This window comes from Streptomyces sichuanensis (assembly GCF_020328095.1).
GTDB lineage: Bacteria > Actinomycetota > Actinomycetes > Streptomycetales > Streptomycetaceae > Streptomyces > Streptomyces cinnamoneus.
On the sequence record NZ_JAIXMK010000031.1, the window covers coordinates 11821 to 28113 of the forward strand.

The following is a 16293-nucleotide window of genomic DNA, read 5'->3' on the forward strand; positions in this document are numbered from 1 at the left end:
CACTCGTCAAGCGAAGAACATTCCTGCCGCAGAAGGAGTTCATCCCCCCATGCCTGTCTACGACTACGTCGTCATCGGCGGCGGTACCGCCGGCTCCGTCATCGCCTCCCGCCTCACCGAGGACCCCGACGTGAGAGTCGCCGTCATCGAGGGCGGCCCCACCGACGTCGACCGCGAGGACGTCCTCACCCTGCGCCGCTGGCTCGGCCTGCTCGGCGGCGACCTCGACTACGACTACCCGACCACCGAACAGCCGCGCGGCAACTCCCACATCCGGCACAGCCGCGCCCGCGTCCTGGGCGGCTGCTCCTCGCACAACACCCTCATCTCCTTCAAGCCGCTGCCCGGCGACTGGGACGAGTGGGCCGAGGCCGGCGCCGACGGCTGGGACGCGGCGTCGATGGACCCGTACTTCGCCCGGCTGCGCAACAACATCGTCGCGGTCGACGAGAAGGACCGGAACGCCATCGCCCGCGACTTCGTCGAGGCCGCGCAGAAGGCCGTCGGCGTGCCCCGCGTCGAGGGCTTCAACCGGCAGCCCTTCCACGAGGGCGTCGGCTTCTTCGACCTCGCCTACCACCCCGAGAACAACAAGCGCTCCTCCGCCTCGGTCGCCTACCTCCACCCCTTCCTCGACCGCCCCAACCTCCACATCATGCTGGAGACCTGGGCGCACAAGCTGGAGCTGGACGGCACCCGCGCCAAGGGCGTGCACGTGCGCACCAAGGACGGCGAGGAGATCTACGTCGAGGCCGCGCGCGAGGTCCTCGTCTGCGCCGGCGCCGTCGACACCCCCCGGCTGCTGCTGCACTCCGGCATCGGCCCCAAGGCCGACCTGGAGGCCCTCGGCATCCCCGTCGTCCACGACCTGCCCGGCGTCGGCGAGAACCTCCTCGACCACCCCGAATCGGTCATCGTGTGGGAGACGGACGGCCCCATCCCCGAGAACTCGGCGATGGACTCCGACGCGGGCCTGTTCGTGCGCCGCGACCCGGACGCCAACGGCCCGGACCTGATGTTCCACTTCTACCAGATCCCCTTCACCGACAACCCCGAGCGCCTCGGCTACGAAAAGCCCGGGCACGGCGTGTCGATGACCCCCAACATCCCCAAGCCGCGCAGCCGCGGCCGCCTCTACCTCACCAGCGCCGACCCGGCCGTCAAGCCCGCCCTCGACTTCCGCTACTTCACGGACGAGGAGGACTACGACGCCCGCACCCTCGTCGACGGCATCAAGATCGCCCGCGAGATCGCCAAGGCCGAGCCGCTGGCCGGCTGGCTCAAGCGCGAGGTCTGCCCGGGCCCGGACGTCACCTCCGACGAGGACCTCAGCGAGTACGCCCGCAAGGTCGCGCACACCGTCTACCACCCGGCCGGCACCTGCCGCATGGGCGCCGCCGACGACACCGAGGCCGTCGTCGACCCGCAGCTGCGCGTCCGGGGCCTGAAGAACATCCGCATCGCCGACGCATCGGTCTTCCCGACCATGACGGCCGTGAACCCGATGATCGGCGTCCTGATGGTGGGGGAGAAGTGCGCCGAACTGCTTGCCGAGGCCACGACCCCTGGGGGTGAGGCGTAATGCCTGCTGCCGATACCGACGCCGCGCCCGTCTTCTCCGTCCGCAACCTGTGGAAGGTCTTCGGCCCCAAGGCCGAACGCGTGCCGGGCGGCGAACTGGCCGGCCTGTCCCCCGAGGAACTGCGCGAGCGGACCGGCTGCACCGTCGCCGTCCGCGACGTCTCCTTCGACGTCCGCAAGGGCGAGTGCTTCGTGGTCATGGGCCTCTCCGGCTCCGGCAAGTCCACGCTCGTCCGCTGCCTGACCCGCCTCATCGAGCCCACCAGCGGCACCATCGCCATCGACGGCGAGGACGTGTGCGGCATGGACAAGGGCGCCCTGCGCGACCTGCGCCGCCACCGGGCCGCCATGGTCTTCCAGCACTTCGGCCTCCTCCCGCACCGCACCGTCCTCGACAACGTCGCCTACGGGCTGGAGATCCAGGGCGTCGCCAAGGCCGAACGCCGCGCCCGGGCCGCCGAGATGGTGGAGAAGGTCGGCCTCGCCGGCATGGAGGCCCGCCGGCCCGCCCAGCTCTCCGGCGGCCAGCAGCAGCGCGTCGGCCTGGCCCGCGCCCTGGCCGCCGACCCCGAAGTGCTGCTGTTCGACGAGCCGTTCAGCGCCCTCGACCCGCTGATCCGCCGCGACATGCAGGAAGAGGTCGTACGCCTGCACCGCGACGAGGGCCGCACCATGGTCTTCATCACCCACGACCTCAGCGAGGCCCTGCGCGTCGGCGACCGCATCGCGCTCATGCGCGGCGGCCGCGTCGTGCAGTGCGGCACCCCCGAGGAGATCGTCGGCTCCCCGGCCGACGACTACGTCCGCGACTTCGTCCGCGACGTGCCGCGCGAGCAGGTCCTGACCGTACGCCGGGCCATGCGCCCGGTGCGCAGCTCCGGCGAGGCCGAGAACGGCCCCGCCCTGAACCCCGCCACCACCGTCGCCGACGCCATCGAGGCCGTCGCCCGCACGGGCAGCCCCGCCCGCGTCGTCGACTCCGGCCGGTGCCTCGGCATCGTCGACTTCAAGAGCCTGCTGAGCATCGTCGCCGGCCTGGACCGGGTCCAGTCGCTCGGGAAGGCCGTGGCATGAGCAGCGCCGCCACCACCGTCGCCCCCCAGGCCGCCGCTCCGCCGGGCGCGCTCCGCGCCGCCTGGCAGCGGCCCGCCGCCCGCAAGCTCCTGCTGCTGGCCGCGGTCACCGCCGCCCTCGCGCCGTTCGCCGCCGCCCGCTGGGGCAGCGGGGCGTGGCCGTCGGAGCTGGCCGTCTCCCTCGACGGCCCGCTCGGCAGGGCCAACGACTGGATCATCGACAACCGCGACAGCCACTGGCTCTTCCTGCACTTCTTCGGCCACATCAGCAACGCCATCATCACCGCGGTGCGTGCCGTGTACGTCGTGCTCCTCGCCCTCGGCTGGGCCGGGGTGACGGCGGGCGCGTCGCTGCTCGCCTGGCGCCTGGCCGGCGTACGGGCCGGCGCGACCGCGCTGGTGTCGTTCGCCGTGTGCGGACTGCTGGGCATGTGGGTGCCCACGATGCGCACCCTCGCCCTGATGATCGTCGCCGTGGCGGCCTCGGTCGCCGTCGGCGCGCTGCTCGGCCTCGCGGCCGGCCTGTCGGACCGCATGTTCCGCGGGCTGCGCCCCGTGCTGGACACCATGCAGGCGCTGCCGGCCTTCGCCTACCTGCTGCCCGTCGTCCTGGTCTTCGGGATCGGCGTGGCCCCGGCCGTCCTGGCCACCGTCGTCTACGCGGCCCCGCCGATGGCCCGGCTCACCGCGCTGGGTCTGCGCGGCACGGACCAGGGCGTGCTGGAGGCCGTGGACTCCCTCGGTGCCACCGGCCGCCAGCGGCTGCTGACGGCCCGCCTGCCGCTCGCGCGGCGCGAACTGCTGCTGGGCGTCAACCAGACCATCATGATGGCCCTGTCGATGGCCGTCATCGCCTCGGTCATCGGCGCGGACGGCCTGGGCGACCGCGTCTACCAGTCCCTGTCCACGGTGGACGTGGGCGCAGCCCTGACAGCAGGCATCCCCATCGTCCTCCTGGCGATCGTGCTGGATCGTTCTGTGGGCAATCGTTCCGCAGGGCGGAACGGGGGGGCACAGAACTCACCGCGGAGCCGCACCCGAACGGCAACCACATGGGCCGTGGCCGCGGCGGCGACCGTAGCCCTCGGCCGCCTGGCCGGCACCACATGGCCCGCCCACTGGACGGTGGCCATCGCAGGCCCGGTCAACGAGGCCAAGGACTGGATGGTCCAACACCTCTACAACGGCATCCCCGGCATCGGCGGCACCGCCGACTGGGCCGCCCAGTACACCGGCTGGGTCCTCGACCCCCTGCGCGACGGCCTGCAGGCCCTCCCCTGGTGGGGCGCCCTGGCGCTCGTGGCCGCCCTGGCCTGGCTCATCGGCACCTGGCGCACCGCCCTCACGGCAGTGCTCTCGCTCGCCGCGATCGGCGTGCTGGGCCGCTGGGAGCCCGCCATGGACACCCTCTCGCAGGTGCTCGCGGCCGTCGCCGTCACGCTGGTGCTCGGCTTCGCCGTCGCCGTGCCCGCGGCCCGCAGCCCCCGGGTGGACCGGCTGCTGCGCCCCGTGCTGGACGTCTTCCAGACCATGCCGCAGTTCGTGTACCTGATCCCGGTCGTCGCCCTCTTCGGCATCGGCCGTGCCCCGGCCGCCGCGGCCGCGATCGTCTACGCGCTGCCCGCCGTCGTCCGCATCGTCAGCCAGGGCCTGCGCCAGGCCGACCCCGCGGCCCTCGAATCCGCGCGCTCGCTGGGCGCGACCGGCGGGCAGCAACTGCGGCAGGTGCAGTTCCCGCTGGCCCGCGCCGAGCTGCTGCTGGCCGTCAACCAGGCCGTGGTGCTGGTGCTGTCCGTCGTCATCATCGGCGCCCTCGTCGGCGGAGGCGCGCTCGGCTACGAGGTCGTGTTCGGCCTCGCCCAGGGCGACCTGGCCACCGGACTGATGGCCGGAACGGCGATCGCCTGCCTGGGACTGATGCTCGACCGCGTGACACAGCCGACGAAGGAGGCGACCCGATGAACAAGCGCACCCCGTGGACGGTCGTCGCGGCCGCGGCCCTGCTGGCCACGGCCACCGGCTGCGGCGCCGCCGACATGACGCGCCAGTCCTCGCCCTACGCGAACGCGGCGGGCGACGGGAAGACCGTCACGCTGTCCGTACAGTCCTGGGTCGGTGCCCGGGCGAACACGGCCGTCGCCAAGTACTTGCTGGAGAAGGAGCTCGGCTACCGCGTCGACACCGTCCAGGTCGACGAGGTCCCGGCCTGGGACGCCCTCAGCCAGGGCCGCGTGGACGCCCTCATGGAGGACTGGGGCCACCCGGACCAGGAGAAGCGCTACGTCGCCGACAAGAAGACGGTCACCGACGCCGGTGAACTCGGGGTCACCGGCCACATCGGCTGGTGGGTGCCCAAGTACTTCGCCGACGCGCACCCCGACGTCCTGGACTGGAAGAACCTCGACAAGTACGCGGCACAGCTGCGCACGCCCGAGAGCGGCAGCAAGGGCCAGCTCCTGGACGGCTCGCCGTCCTACGTCACCAACGACAAGGCGCTGGTGAAGAACCTGAAGCTGGACTACCAGGTCGTCTTCGCCGGCTCGGAGGCCGCCCAGATCACGCAGCTCAAGCAGTTCGCGAAGGAGAAGAAGCCCTTTCTGACCTACTGGTACGAGCCGCAGTGGCTCTTCAACCAGGTCCCCATGGTCGAGGTGAAGCTCCCCGAGTACACCGACGCCTGCGCGGAGAAGGGCGCGGCGGACCCGGCGACGGTGGACTGCGCGTACCCCACCACGCCGCTGAAGAAGTACCTCAACACGGAGTTCGCGAAGAAGGGCGGCAAGGCGGCCCGGTTCCTGAAGAGCTTCCACTGGTCGAAGGCCGACCAGAACGAGGTCGCGCAGATGATCGCCGAGGACAAGCTCTCGGCCGACGAGGCCGCGAAGCGGTGGGTGCAGCGGCACCCGGACGTGTGGAAGCCCTGGCTGAAGCAGTGATCCCCGTCCCATGACCCCGGACGCCGGGCGGGCCGTCACCGGCCCGCCCGGCGTCCTTTCGGGTCCGGGAGGGCCGAGGCGTTTGCCCGCGCCCCGGTCAGGGCTGGTAGGAGCCGGGGACCAGGCGCGTGGTGACGCCGATGCGGTTCCAGGCGTTGATCGTGATGATCATCGCGAGCAGCTGGGCCAGCTCCTGCTCCGGGAAGTGGCGGGCGGCCCGCTCGTACACCTCGTCCGGCACGAAGCCGTCGGTGAGGACGGTGACGGCCTCGGTGAGCGCGATGGCCGCCTGCTCCTTCTCCGTGTAGAAGCCGGCCGCCTCCTCCCAGGCGCTGAGGAGGTGGATGCGCTCCTCCGTCTCGCCCGCCTTGCGGGCGTCCTTGGTGTGCATGTCGAGGCAGAACGCACAGTGGTTGAGCTGCGAGGCGCGGATCTTGACGAGCTCGATGATCGTCGGGTCCAGGCCCTGGCGGGCCGCCTTCTCCAGGGCGAACATCGCCTTCGAGACCTCGGGGGCGAGCTTGTGGAAGTGCATGCGCGGGCCGTGCGGGCCAGTGGTTTCGGTTGCCATGACGTCGACACTACGACCGGATCAGCCCAGCAGTATGGTCCATTTCCATGGAGAGAACGTGGGCCATTGACGATGCGGCCGCCCGGGCGGCGACACCCGTGGACGCCCCGGCGCCCCCGGACGCCGACGCGGCGGCCGACGTGCCCGCCGTCCTCGGCGCGGACCTGCACCTGGACCTCGCCGGCGGGGCCGGCGCCCGCGGCGTGCGGGCCGCGCTCACCCGGTCCCTGCGCGAGGCCGTACGGTCCGGCCGGCTGACCCCCGGCACCCGCCTGCCCTCCTCGCGGTCCCTCGCCGCCGACCTGGGGCTGGCCCGCAACACCGTCGCCGACGCCTACGGGGAACTCGTCGCCGAGGGCTGGCTCACCGCCCGGCAGGGCTCCGGCACGCGCGTCGCCCGGCGCACCGCCCCCACCCCGCGGCGGCCCGCCGCCCGCAGCGCCGCGCTGCCCCCGACGCCCGTCCGCCCGCTGCACGACCTGCGCCCCGGCCACGCCGACGTCTCCGTCTTCCCCCGCGCCGCCTGGCTGGCCGCCGTCCGCCGCGCCCTGGCCGCCGCCCCGCACGAAGCCTTCGGCTACGGCGACGGCCGGGGACGCCCCGAGCTGCGCACGGCCCTCGCCGGCTACCTCGCGCGGGCCCGCGGCGTCCGCGCCGACCCCGAACGCATCGTGGTGTGCGCCGGCTTCACGCAGGGCCTGGCCCTGCTGGGCCGGGCACTGCTCCGCCGGGGCGTGCGCGAGATGGGCGTGGAGTCGCACGGGCTCTGGGTGCACCACGGCATCGTGGAGGACACCGGCCTGCGCCCGCGGCCCCTGACGCTGGACCATCACGGCGCCGTCGTCGCCGAGTTGGACGCATGGCGGAACGTGGGGGCCGCCCTCCTCACCCCCGCCCACCAGTTCCCCACCGGTGTCCCCCTGCACCCCGACCGCCGCGCCGACGTCGTCGCCTGGGCCGCGCGGACCGGCGCCGTCGTCATCGAGGACGACTACGACGGCGAGTTCCGCTACGACCGCCAGCCCGTGGGCGCCCTCCAGGGCCTGGCACCCGAAAACGTCGTCTACTGCGGCACCGCGAGCAAGGCCCTCGCCCCCGGGGTGCGCCTGGGCTGGCTGGTGCTCCCGGACCATCTGCTCGGGGACGTGCTGGAGCTCAAGCGCCCGGGGGAGTACGGCCTGAGCGCGCTCGACCAGCTCACCCTCGCCGACTTCATCGAGACCGGGGCCTACGACCGGCACGTGCGCTCCATGCGCCTGCGCTACCGCCGCCGCCGCGACCAGCTCGTCGCGGCCCTGGCCGAACGCGCCCCGCACGTGCGCGTCACCGGCATCGCCGCCGGCCTGCACGCCGTGCTGGAGCTGCCGCAGGGGACGGAACGCACCACCGTGCAGGCGGCCGCCTGGCAGAGCCTGGCCCTGGAGGGGCTGGACCGCTTCCGCCACCCGGCGGCACCGGCCGGGGCGCCGGCCCCGGGCACGTCGACCGGTGACGGCCTCCTCGTCGCCTACGGCACCCCGCCGGAACACGCCTTCCCCGGCGCGCTGGAGGCGCTGCTGAGCGTGCTGCCGCCCGCCGACTGACGAAGGAAGACGGCCGCGGTCAGTGCCGGACGCGCTGGACCATCTGGCAGGGCACGCACCACCACAGGCGGCCGTTGGCGTCCACGTCACTGCCGCCACACACCGGGCACTGCGGCCCGGCGATCAGCGCGGGCCCGAACCTCTGGGAACGGCCCGCCTGCCGGGCCAGCTCCCGGTACTCGGCGGCGTAGCACGCCAGGCACAGCCAGGTCCGCGCGCCGGCCAGCTTGATGGGGCGCACTTCGCACTTGGGACAGGCGGCCTGCCCGACCGGCACCCGTTCCGGCGGCAGGTCGGCGCCGTAGCTCTCCGAGGGGAAGAGGCTCATGCCAGCACCCTGCCCGTGCCGGCGCAGCCGCTGCAGGACGTCGTCACCCTGCTGCCGTCGGGTGCCTCCCACGCCGTCCGTCCCGTGCCACCGCAGTCGTCGCACCGCTTTTCGGGCGGCAGTCCGTCGCCGCTGGTCATGGCTGCTCCCCTGGCATCGATGGCGCGTGTCGGGCGTGGGCCCCAGCGTCCCACGCGCGGGTGCCGTTCGCCGGGCTTTCCCGCAAGCCCCGCCGCGCGGCCCCGTCCCCGGACGGACCGCCCCGGCCGGGGCTCCGTCGCACGGCGGAGACGGATGAGCCCTGCGCGGGACGTGGGACCGGTCGTGCCGCGGCGAGGCTGGCGGCATGCGAATGACGAACGCGAAGGCGACATGGCCCGAGTGGGCGGTACGTGCCGCGACGGTGTGGTCCGCGGCCTACGCGGCCGGGGCGGTGATCGCCGCCCTGTGCCCGGGGTCGGCCTTCGGCTACGAGGCGTGCGGCACGTGGCGCGGCACCGCGGCCGAGTGGACCCTGGCCGGCACGTACACGGCGGCGGCGGTCCTCGGGTGCTGGCCCTCGGCTGGACGGGCGCGGGCGCCCTCGCGCCGTTCGGCGTCTTCCTCCTCGTCTACGGCACGCTCCTGTGGACGGGCGCGGTCGACGGGGGCTTCGAAGGCCACGCCGGCTGGGTGGTGGCCGTCGCCTACGGCGGCTTCTCCGCCTACGGGCTGGCCCTCGGCCGCGCCACCCGCACCTACCAGCTGGCCACCCGGCGGCTGTGCGGCCACTGCGTCCCGCCGGGCCGCCCGGCGTGATCCCCTCCGGGAGCGGGGCCGCCGGGGGCGGGGCGGTGCGTCACGCCGGCCGGGGGGCCGGAGCGGTCGCCGGGCGGGAGGCCCGGGCCACGACGAAGAGGAACAGTCCGCAGGCCGTCACGAGCAGCCATCCCGGGTGGGAGGCACGGGCGAGGCCCGCGGGGGCGACGCCGGAGGCCAGCCCTCCTGCGACGGCGATGCCGACGGCCGAACCGACCTGGCGTGCGGTGGAGGTGATCGCCCCGGCCACGCCGGCGCGGGACGGCGGCAGGCCGCTGACGGCGGTGTTGGTGATCGGTGCGTTGGCGAAGCCGAAACCGATACCGATGAGCAGGTAGGCCAGCAGGAGCAGCAGGACGTTCGTGTCCGGGCCGAGGTTCACCATGCACAGCCCGCCGGCGGCGGTGAAGCCGCCCGCGAGGACCAGCGGACGCCGCGGCCCGAGGCGTGCCACCAGGGCGCCGGACCAGGGCGCGCACAGGGTGGCCCCGAGCGCCATGGGCAGGGTCGCCGTGCCGGTGGCGAGCGGTGACCAGCCGCGGGCGTGCTGGAGGTAGAGCGTGTTGAGCAGCAGCGTCACGTTCAGCGCGACGAACACGGCCACGGCGCCCAGCACCGATGCGGCGAAGAGCGGCCGCCGGAAGAGTCCGAGGTCCATCAGGGGTTCGCTCTGGCGGAGCTCGACCCGGGCGAACCCGGCCGCCGTCACCACGATCAGCGCGTAGCCGGCCAGGGCCGGGGGAGACGTCCAGCCGATGCGGGGCCCTTCGATGAGGACGCCCACCGACAGGCACAGGGTCAGTGTGAGGAGCGCCTGGCCGGGCAGGTCGAGCCGCCGGGCGCGCAGGCCGCGGGACTCCGGCACGAACACGGCGACGAGGACGAGGGCGGCCACGATGACCGGTGCGTTGATCCAGAACACCGACCGCCAGCCGAACGCCGCGATGAGCGCCCCGCCGGTGACGGGGCCCGCCGCCATGCTGAGCCCGAAGACCGACGCCCACACGCCGATCGCGCGGGCCCGCTCGCGCGGGTCGGGCATCGCGTTCACCACGATCGCCAGCGCCACGGGGCTCAGCATGGAGGCCCCGACCCCCTGCAGGGCCCGTGCCGCGACGAGGAGGCCGAACGACGGGGCGACCGCGCACGCGAGGGACGCGACGCCGAAGACGACCAGCCCGCACTGGAACACGCGACGGCGGCCGAAGCGGTCCGCGAGGGCACCGGAGACCATCAGGAGGCTGGCCAGGACCACGGTGTAGGCGTCCACGACCCATTCCAGGCTCCGGGTGCCCACGCCCAGGCCGTCTCCGATCACGGGCAGGCCCACGTTGACGATGGTGGTGTCCAGGCCCACCAGGAACATGCTCAGCGCACAGACGGCCAGCACCGTCCAGCGCCGGCGGGCACTCAATGCGGGCTGAGCAGCCAAGGATGTCGTGGTCACGGGCCTGCCTTCTGCCGGGGGATCGTTCGCCGCCCATGCTCGGACCAGGTGCCGGGACAGGCCCAGTGCCTTTGCGAAGGCTGCAAAATGGAACCCATGGACCGCATGACTCCCACGGACGCCGATCTCGCGGAGATACTCGACGGCATCGGGCCGCGACTGCGAGCGCTGCGGCGCGACCGCGGGCTCACCCTGGAGGCGCTCGCGGAGGACACGGGGATCTCCGTGAGCACGCTGTCGCGTCTGGAGTCGGGCAAACGACGCCCGACGCTGGAGCTGCTCATCCCGCTCGCGCGGGCGCACCGCGTCGCCCTGGACCAGCTGGTGGCGGCTCCCGCCACCGGCGACCCCCGCGTCCACCTGAATCCCCACCGCAAGGAGCGCGGCAACGTCGTCGTGCCGCTGACGCAGTACCCGGGCCGGCTCCGGGTCTTCAAGCAGGTGCTCTCGTACCGCGAACCGAAGCTCGTGACCCACGCCGGCTACGAGTGGCTCTACGTGCTCGCCGGCGAACTCCGTCTCGTCCTGGGGGAACGGGACTTCACGCTCCGGCCGGGCGAGGTCGCCGAGTTCGACACCAGCGAACCGCACTGGTTCGGCCCCGCCGGTGCGACCGCGGTGGAGATCCTCCACCTGTTCGGCCCCCACGGCGACCAAGCCGTTGTCCGCACGGGCCCGACGACGACCTCGTGACCGGCGACCGCCGGGGTGGCGCTCAGCAGCACTGCATCGTGAACATGGCGCGGTCGAAGCGGCGTTCGGCCAGGTCCTCCGGGCGTATGAGCCAGTAGAGGGTGCCGCAGTCGCCCCACATCATGTCGGCGTCGCCGTCCGTGTCGATCTGCGCGAGCAGCGTCCAGCCCTTCGCGTCCTCGGCGACGCGCGGGTCGTCCCAGCGCGCCTCCTTTCCGAGGAGGCCGTGGGCGATCTCGTGCTCCACCGGGTTCTGCACGGGATTGGCGTGGCCGCCGATGTGGTGGTCGGTGCCGCTCTGGAGGTCGTACAGCGCATCGAGGAACGCCTCGGCCTCCTTCGAGCGGGCGTGCGGGTCCTCCACCACGCCGCCCGGCGACAGGGCCACCATCGTGTCCGGGTGCCAGACGTCGGGCGCGGTCAGCTCCACCCGTACGGTCAGCGGTACCTCGGTGTACGCCTCGAACTCGACGTCCTCGTCGTCGATGACGGGCAGGGCGCGTTCGGTGACCGCCGCCCCGGCGGGGATGTGGACGACGCGCGTCCCGGCCCAGGTCTCCGGGTCCTCGGCGTGCACGAACGCCTCGCAGTCGTCGATCTGACCGTCGAAGTAGAAGAACGCCAGCGTGCCGTCGGAGGGCAGCGGTATGTCCAGCTCCCCGGTCGGCAGGGCCCCGCAGTCGACGGACGCGATGAACGTCAGCGGCCCGTGCCCCTCCCACACCGGCCACTCCATGCCCTCCGGCAGCGCGGGCAGTCCGCCGAGCCGGCCGACCACCACGTCCTCCGGGCCCGGCTCCGGCACCGCCACCAGCCGGGCGGCCGGCCGCAGCTGGGCGATCCAGCGCTCGGCGATGCCGGCGGGGAAGTGCTCGCGGGCGAGGTCGATCAGGGGCGATGAGATGGCGCTCTGTGTCATGCCGATGATGATGCACGGCACCACTGACAACCGGCCCCGCGCAGAGCCCGGCGCAGGGCCCCGCCCGGGAGCCACGCCCGGGAGCCCCGGGGAAAACCCGTGTCAGCGACGGGAGGCGGAGCGCGTGGGCGGCGCTATGCGCACCCGCTCCTCGGCGGGGGCGTTCTCGATGTCGTCGAGCTGCGCGAGGATCGTGCTGCGCAGGTCGTCGTAGTCCGCGAAGCGGTAGTCGTTGAACAGCGTGTAGCCCGTCCACATGAGGTTGGCGCACACCCGTGCCGGCACCCGGCCCGTCCGGGCCCCCATGCCGACCAGCGCCACCGACGTGATGCTGCCGGGCGCCTTCTCGTTCTGCTGGTGGACGGCCTGGAACGCGGCGGCGCACGCCAGGGCCACGTTCAGGGTCTCGCTCACGTTCTGCGCCGAGCCCTCCATCGTCGGCGTCGAGATCAGGAACTTCGGGTTCGTCGCCCCGGAGGGGACGCACACCGCGCTGCCCACCGGGAGCCGTCCCGCGAACCGGTCGCGGATCGCCCGCTGCACGCGCAGCTGGATGCCCGCTCCGAGGTGCCGCTTGATGACGGCGTCGGCCCCGCCGTTCATCAGGCCCCGCGCGTTGGTCGGGCTGACCCAGGCGTCGACGGTCTCGTCGAGGATCGATCCCTTGCGGATCTCGATCCCGGGGGTGTCGGCGAACGCCGCCCGCCACGCCTCCACCACGTGGGCGTTGATGTCGGTCAGCACTACCTTGAGCGGTGCCTGCTCGCGGTTCACAGTCATCCTGCACTCCCCCTCGGGAACGGGTTCTTCCAGTGATCCCGAAGCTACAGCGGCCCACTGACAACCAGTCGGGAGCTCGTTGTCACACCCCGTTGCTAGCGTCCCGGCCATGATCGACACCAACGCTCCCGCGCAGCCCGACGCGAACGACCCGCTGGCCCTCGCCGAACTGTTCAAGGGCGGCGGCGAACCGTGGCTTCCGCTGCTGAAGCCGGTCATCGAGGCGCAGCCGGGCGCGGCGGGGTTCATCGGCCCGGGCCGCGGAACGGACGTCGTCCCGGCCCGCGAACTGACCTTCCAGGCGCTCAAGCCCAATCCGCCGCACAAGTGGAAGGTCGTCATATTCGGTCAGAATCCGTATCCGAGGCCGGAGAGCGCCACCGGCATCGCCATGTTCGACAACACCTTCCACGACTGGAAGGACAGCCAGTTCGGCAGGGTCGTCAGCATCCGCTGCATCATCAAGGCGGCGGCGATGTGGAAGTACGGCATCGCCAAGAAGACGCCGATCGCCGACATCCGTGCGCTGCTGAAGGAGCAGGACACCGTCCAGCCGCCGGAGTGGTTCCAGGCGATGCTCACGCAGGGCGTCCTGCTGCTGAACGCGGCGCTCACCGCCGGCAGCAACGACGCCCGCGGCTCCGACCGGCACACCGTGTTCTGGCGCCCGGTCGCCGAGCGGATCGTCGAAGAGATCCTCAAGGCCAAGCAGAACGCCGACGAGGAGGACCGCGGTGTCGTCTTCGCCTGGTGGGGCGCCCACGCACGCAACCTGAAGAAGATCGTCCTTCGTCTCCAGGAGAAGTACCCCGAGGTCGAGGTCCGGCACATCGACCACTCCAACCCCGCGGCACAGGGCGACATCTTCTGCGAGGGCGACCACTTCGGAGTCGTGAACGACGCCCTGGCCTCGCTGGGCGCCGAGGGGGTCGACTGGCTGCCGAGCAAGGGATGGAACGAGGCCGCGGCGGAGGCGGGCGGGACGGACGGCGGCGTCGCCGAGCGCATGGGCGCGTTCATCGCGTCCACCATGGAGCTGCACCAGCTGTATCTGGAGCGGCTCGCCGGCGTCAAGGACGAGGGCCTCGAACTCCCCGCCATCACCGGTGTGTTCGACACCGCCCTCATGGACTTCCGCGACGCCGTCGGCCCCGTCGCCAAGCTGCTGTCCGGCCTCGGCCGGCACGTCGACCGGTCGCACGATTTCGCCAAGAGGCGGGCGGACGAAACGGCCGGCGGCCTGTCCGCCGACGCGATCGCCGCCCTCTACCTCTACACCTGCGAGTCCGCCTTCTACCGGGAGATCAACGCCATCCTCCGCTCACCGGACCGGACCAGGCTCGTCCCGTACCTCCCGTACCTGCGGCTGCTGTTCTCGGCGGTGTCGCAGCTTCCCGCCCGCACGGAGCCGCTGTGGCGCGGCGTGTCGCTGGACCTGCGGGCGCAGTATCCGGTCGGCCGCACCGTGACCTGGTGGGGCGTGTCCTCGTGCACGCCCAAGCTCAGCGTGGCGCGGGCCTTCCTCGGCAGCCGCGGCAAGCGCACGCTCTTCGAGGTGCGCCCTGCCCGGGCCGTGGGCATCAGCAACTTCTCCGCGTTCACCAACGAGGACGAATACATCCTCCTGCCGGGCACGCAGCTCAAGGTGACGGGCGTGACGAACGAACGCGGCGGCCTGTGCACGGTGACGCTGACCGAGTCGGAGGAGCAGCCGCTGGTGTCGTAGGGCGTGTCCGGTGGGTCAGGGGACTTCTCGCAGGTAGAGCGCCGCACAGCTGTGGCAGAAAGGTTCGCCCTGCGGCGTGCCCCAGGCGTCGGCCGACTGTGTAGCCGCACGGGGGTCAAGGTCGCGACCGCACATTCCCTGAGTGCCATCCAGCCGCACCATGTGCCAGAGCCTGATCGGAGCATCGGCCGAGGTCGACGAAACGCCTTCCTCGTACTCCGCGCGCATTTCGTGCTCCACTGCCGGCTCCCTTGTGTCTGCCCTCGCTCGGTCATCTGAACGGGCACCTACCCAGGTGGACGCTGCTCCGGACACATACAAGGGTCAATGCCTCCGTATGTGTGACACCGAACCACCGGACTCTGCCTAGGGCGCCCAGCGGATCGGTCGGAGTGCGTCCTTCCCGCCCTGTCCGACGGTGCCCCGCATGCCGCCGCACTTCTCAGGGCCGGTAGACGCACTCCGCCAGCGTCGCGTGCTTCTTCCAGCCCAGCGTCTCGTACAGCGCACGCCCCGCATCGGTCGCGCCGAGAACGCCCAGGGTCGCGCCCTGTTCCAGCGCCCGGTCGGCGAGCGCACGCATCACGAAGTCGCCCAGCCCGCGCCGTCGGTGTGCCTCCTCGGTCACCACCCGGTCCACGACCGTGGCCTCCCCGAGAACCGCCATCTGCCCCTGGGCCGCCCGCTCGCCCGCCGCATCCAGCACCCGGACCCGGACGACCCCGCCGACGGCCTCCACGGCCGCGGTGTAGCCCTCGGGCGCGACCGGGTCCGTGGCCACCAGATCGACGGCCATCAGATGCCCGGTGTCCTCCCAGGCCATCACCCAGCCCTCCGGCAGCCAGGGCTCGATCTCCTCCGGCTCCGCGGGCATCTTCATCCAGGTCCGCGGGACGGTCACCGAGGCGGCGGCGCTGCGGACCAACGACTCCTCGGCCTCCGGCAGGACATGGCGCCCCACTTCGACGGGGTTGTCGGCCACGTCGATGTAGAAACCCCACGGCTTCCCGACCGGCGAGGGCGCCTGTCGTGACACAGCCCAGCCCGTCGCCCAGGTCCCGATCATGTCCGCAACCATCGAACCCCCCGATGCAGTGGCCGTATCAACGGCAGTGTAAGAGACGGCGATCAGGAGCGCACGTTACATGTTGGTACTGCCATCGACCGTTGCGATCAAGCCAGTTCGCGCCCTCAAGCCTTCGAGGCGCTCCCGCTGGGGCGGATTGCGAACCAGTAGGTGTTCGTCTGGGCGGCGAACCCGACATGGTCGGACGTGCCGATGGAGGCTTCCGCGCTGAGCGAGAGCCGCTCCGCGGGAGGGACGGTGGCGGCGACGCGCATGCGGAAGGGCAGGGTGTAGGTCCCACCCGGCGCGACCTGGTCGATGGGCGCGGGGCAGTCCGCCATCATGTTGCCGACCGGGGTGGCGGTCGGGCACAGATCGGCGAAAAAGCCCTTGCGGTCGAATTCGAGGGCTACTGGGTGCCACGAGCCGCCCGCACGGTACTCCAGCTCGACGCCGCCCTTCTCGAACGTGCCCTTCCCGTAACCGGTGTCGCCGAAGTAGAAGTACGCCCAGAAGTCGGTCATCGTCCGGCTGCTGTGGTTCTCCGCAGTGAGCGAGAACTCCTTCCAGTCGCCGCCCGGGGTGAAGACCTCGGGGAAGCCCTGGAACGACATGACAGGCGTGGTGGGCGCCGCCGGAGCGGCCACCGTCCGGGCGGACGTGCTTGCCTGCTTGGCATCGGCCACGGCCGGGGCCGCGAGCGCGACGGACGAAACCAGCGCGGTGGCGGCCACGGCGGACGCCATCCGGTACAGCTTCATAAAAATGGAACCTCTGTTCTATTCGTTACGA

At 72.4% G+C, this 16293-nt stretch carries 17 protein-coding genes; 8 read left to right on the plus strand and 9 right to left on the minus strand.

The features are described from left to right. Positions 1–49 precede the first annotated feature (49 nt). Genes LE181_RS12470 through LE181_RS12485 form a run of 4 tightly spaced genes read left to right on the plus strand, consistent with a single transcriptional unit; the run spans position 50 to position 5590 of the window. Positions 50–1582 (plus strand): GMC family oxidoreductase, encoded by a 1533-nt coding sequence (locus LE181_RS12470; protein ID WP_225661310.1) that lies wholly within the window; start codon positions 50–52, stop codon positions 1580–1582. Then, positions 1582–2655: a quaternary amine ABC transporter ATP-binding protein gene (locus LE181_RS12475; RefSeq protein ID WP_225661311.1), complete on the plus strand. Its 1074-nt coding sequence runs from the start codon at positions 1582–1584 to the stop codon at positions 2653–2655. The genes LE181_RS12470 and LE181_RS12475 overlap by 1 nt, the downstream gene beginning before the upstream one ends. Then, positions 2652–4616: an ABC transporter permease gene (locus LE181_RS12480; protein ID WP_225661312.1), complete on the plus strand. Its 1965-nt coding sequence runs from the start codon at positions 2652–2654 to the stop codon at positions 4614–4616. Before LE181_RS12475 ends, LE181_RS12480 begins: the two co-directional genes overlap by 4 nt. Next, entirely contained in the window at positions 4613–5590 is a 978-nt protein-coding gene (locus tag LE181_RS12485) for an ABC transporter substrate-binding protein (protein WP_225661313.1), read from the plus strand. The genes LE181_RS12480 and LE181_RS12485 overlap by 4 nt, the downstream gene beginning before the upstream one ends. 97 nt (positions 5591–5687) lie before the next feature. On the opposite strand, the gene LE181_RS12490 is transcribed toward LE181_RS12485, so the two are convergent. Continuing rightward, positions 5688–6161 carry a carboxymuconolactone decarboxylase family protein gene (locus tag LE181_RS12490; protein WP_225661314.1) on the minus strand — a complete coding sequence of 158 codons (474 nt, stop codon included), beginning with the start codon at positions 6159–6161 and terminating at the stop codon, positions 5688–5690. Between the two features lie 47 nt (positions 6162–6208). Between LE181_RS12490 and pdxR the strand changes: the two genes are divergently transcribed. Further along, the gene (pdxR, locus tag LE181_RS12495; RefSeq protein WP_225661315.1) at positions 6209–7744 is read left to right on the plus strand and encodes a MocR-like pyridoxine biosynthesis transcription factor PdxR; all 1536 of its coding nucleotides are present in this window, start codon (positions 6209–6211) and stop codon (positions 7742–7744) included. A gap of 19 nt (positions 7745–7763) precedes the next feature. Here the strand turns inward: pdxR and LE181_RS12500 are convergent, their stop codons facing one another. Together LE181_RS12500 and LE181_RS12505 are read right to left on the minus strand one after the other, a co-directional pair. Continuing rightward, positions 7764–8072: a hypothetical protein gene (locus tag LE181_RS12500; protein WP_225661316.1), complete on the minus strand. Its 309-nt coding sequence runs from the start codon at positions 8070–8072 to the stop codon at positions 7764–7766. Beyond that, a complete protein-coding gene (locus LE181_RS12505) occupies positions 8069–8212 on the minus strand; it encodes a hypothetical protein (RefSeq protein ID WP_225661317.1) in 144 nt (47 codons plus the stop codon). The genes LE181_RS12500 and LE181_RS12505 overlap by 4 nt, the downstream gene beginning before the upstream one ends. 367 nt (positions 8213–8579) lie before the next feature. Between LE181_RS12505 and LE181_RS12510 the strand changes: the two genes are divergently transcribed. Further along, the gene (locus LE181_RS12510) at positions 8580–8870 is read left to right on the plus strand and encodes a hypothetical protein (protein WP_225661318.1); all 291 of its coding nucleotides are present in this window, start codon (positions 8580–8582) and stop codon (positions 8868–8870) included. A gap of 40 nt (positions 8871–8910) precedes the next feature. Here the strand turns inward: LE181_RS12510 and LE181_RS12515 are convergent, their stop codons facing one another. Further along, positions 8911–10317, minus strand: coding sequence for an MFS transporter (locus LE181_RS12515; RefSeq protein WP_225661319.1), 1407 nt, complete (start codon positions 10315–10317; stop codon positions 8911–8913). A gap of 96 nt (positions 10318–10413) precedes the next feature. Between LE181_RS12515 and LE181_RS12520 the strand changes: the two genes are divergently transcribed. Next, a complete protein-coding gene (locus LE181_RS12520) occupies positions 10414–11010 on the plus strand; it encodes a helix-turn-helix domain-containing protein (protein ID WP_372458327.1) in 597 nt (198 codons plus the stop codon). Positions 11011–11032: 22 nt separating this feature from the next. Here the strand turns inward: LE181_RS12520 and LE181_RS12525 are convergent, their stop codons facing one another. Together LE181_RS12525 and LE181_RS12530 are read right to left on the minus strand one after the other, a co-directional pair. Beyond that, positions 11033–11929 (minus strand): YwqG family protein, encoded by an 897-nt coding sequence (locus tag LE181_RS12525; protein ID WP_225661320.1) that lies wholly within the window; start codon positions 11927–11929, stop codon positions 11033–11035. A 102-nt stretch (positions 11930–12031) separates the two neighbouring features. After that, positions 12032–12709, minus strand: coding sequence for a macro domain-containing protein (locus LE181_RS12530; protein WP_225661321.1), 678 nt, complete (start codon positions 12707–12709; stop codon positions 12032–12034). A gap of 109 nt (positions 12710–12818) precedes the next feature. Between LE181_RS12530 and LE181_RS12535 the strand changes: the two genes are divergently transcribed. Further along, positions 12819–14435 (plus strand): ADP-ribosyltransferase domain-containing protein, encoded by a 1617-nt coding sequence (locus LE181_RS12535; RefSeq protein WP_225661322.1) that lies wholly within the window; start codon positions 12819–12821, stop codon positions 14433–14435. Positions 14436–14450: 15 nt separating this feature from the next. On the opposite strand, the gene LE181_RS12540 is transcribed toward LE181_RS12535, so the two are convergent. The 3 genes from LE181_RS12540 to LE181_RS12550 form a co-directional block, all read right to left on the minus strand. Further along, positions 14451–14675 carry a hypothetical protein gene (locus LE181_RS12540; RefSeq protein WP_225661323.1) on the minus strand — a complete coding sequence of 75 codons (225 nt, stop codon included), beginning with the start codon at positions 14673–14675 and terminating at the stop codon, positions 14451–14453. A gap of 202 nt (positions 14676–14877) precedes the next feature. Then, positions 14878–15501 (minus strand): GNAT family N-acetyltransferase, encoded by a 624-nt coding sequence (locus LE181_RS12545; RefSeq protein ID WP_225661324.1) that lies wholly within the window; start codon positions 15499–15501, stop codon positions 14878–14880. Positions 15502–15626: 125 nt separating this feature from the next. Beyond that, positions 15627–16262 carry a hypothetical protein gene (locus LE181_RS12550; protein ID WP_225661325.1) on the minus strand — a complete coding sequence of 212 codons (636 nt, stop codon included), beginning with the start codon at positions 16260–16262 and terminating at the stop codon, positions 15627–15629. Positions 16263–16293 lie beyond the last annotated feature (31 nt).

Excerpts from the sequence above, each read along its gene's own strand:
- LE181_RS12470 (WP_225661310.1), top strand. The coding sequence starts at position 50 with ATGCCTGTCTACGACTACGTCGTCATCGGCGGCGGTACCGCCGGCTCC.
- LE181_RS12520 (WP_372458327.1), top strand. The coding sequence starts at position 10,414 with ATGGACCGCATGACTCCCACGGACGCCGATCTCGCGGAGATACTCGAC.
- pdxR (WP_225661315.1), top strand. The coding sequence starts at position 6,209 with ATGGAGAGAACGTGGGCCATTGACGATGCGGCCGCCCGGGCGGCGACA.
- LE181_RS12485 (WP_225661313.1), top strand. The coding sequence starts at position 4,613 with ATGAACAAGCGCACCCCGTGGACGGTCGTCGCGGCCGCGGCCCTGCTG.
- LE181_RS12480 (WP_225661312.1), top strand. The coding sequence starts at position 2,652 with ATGAGCAGCGCCGCCACCACCGTCGCCCCCCAGGCCGCCGCTCCGCCG.
- LE181_RS12505 (WP_225661317.1), bottom strand. The coding sequence starts at position 8,212 with ATGACCAGCGGCGACGGACTGCCGCCCGAAAAGCGGTGCGACGACTGC.
- LE181_RS12490 (WP_225661314.1), bottom strand. The coding sequence starts at position 6,161 with ATGGCAACCGAAACCACTGGCCCGCACGGCCCGCGCATGCACTTCCAC.
- LE181_RS12530 (WP_225661321.1), bottom strand. The coding sequence starts at position 12,709 with ATGACTGTGAACCGCGAGCAGGCACCGCTCAAGGTAGTGCTGACCGAC.
- LE181_RS12500 (WP_225661316.1), bottom strand. The coding sequence starts at position 8,072 with ATGAGCCTCTTCCCCTCGGAGAGCTACGGCGCCGACCTGCCGCCGGAA.
- LE181_RS12535 (WP_225661322.1), top strand. The coding sequence starts at position 12,819 with ATGATCGACACCAACGCTCCCGCGCAGCCCGACGCGAACGACCCGCTG.
- LE181_RS12545 (WP_225661324.1), bottom strand. The coding sequence starts at position 15,501 with ATGATCGGGACCTGGGCGACGGGCTGGGCTGTGTCACGACAGGCGCCC.
- LE181_RS12475 (WP_225661311.1), top strand. The coding sequence starts at position 1,582 with ATGCCTGCTGCCGATACCGACGCCGCGCCCGTCTTCTCCGTCCGCAAC.
- LE181_RS12550 (WP_225661325.1), bottom strand. The coding sequence starts at position 16,262 with ATGAAGCTGTACCGGATGGCGTCCGCCGTGGCCGCCACCGCGCTGGTT.
- LE181_RS12525 (WP_225661320.1), bottom strand. The coding sequence starts at position 11,929 with ATGACACAGAGCGCCATCTCATCGCCCCTGATCGACCTCGCCCGCGAG.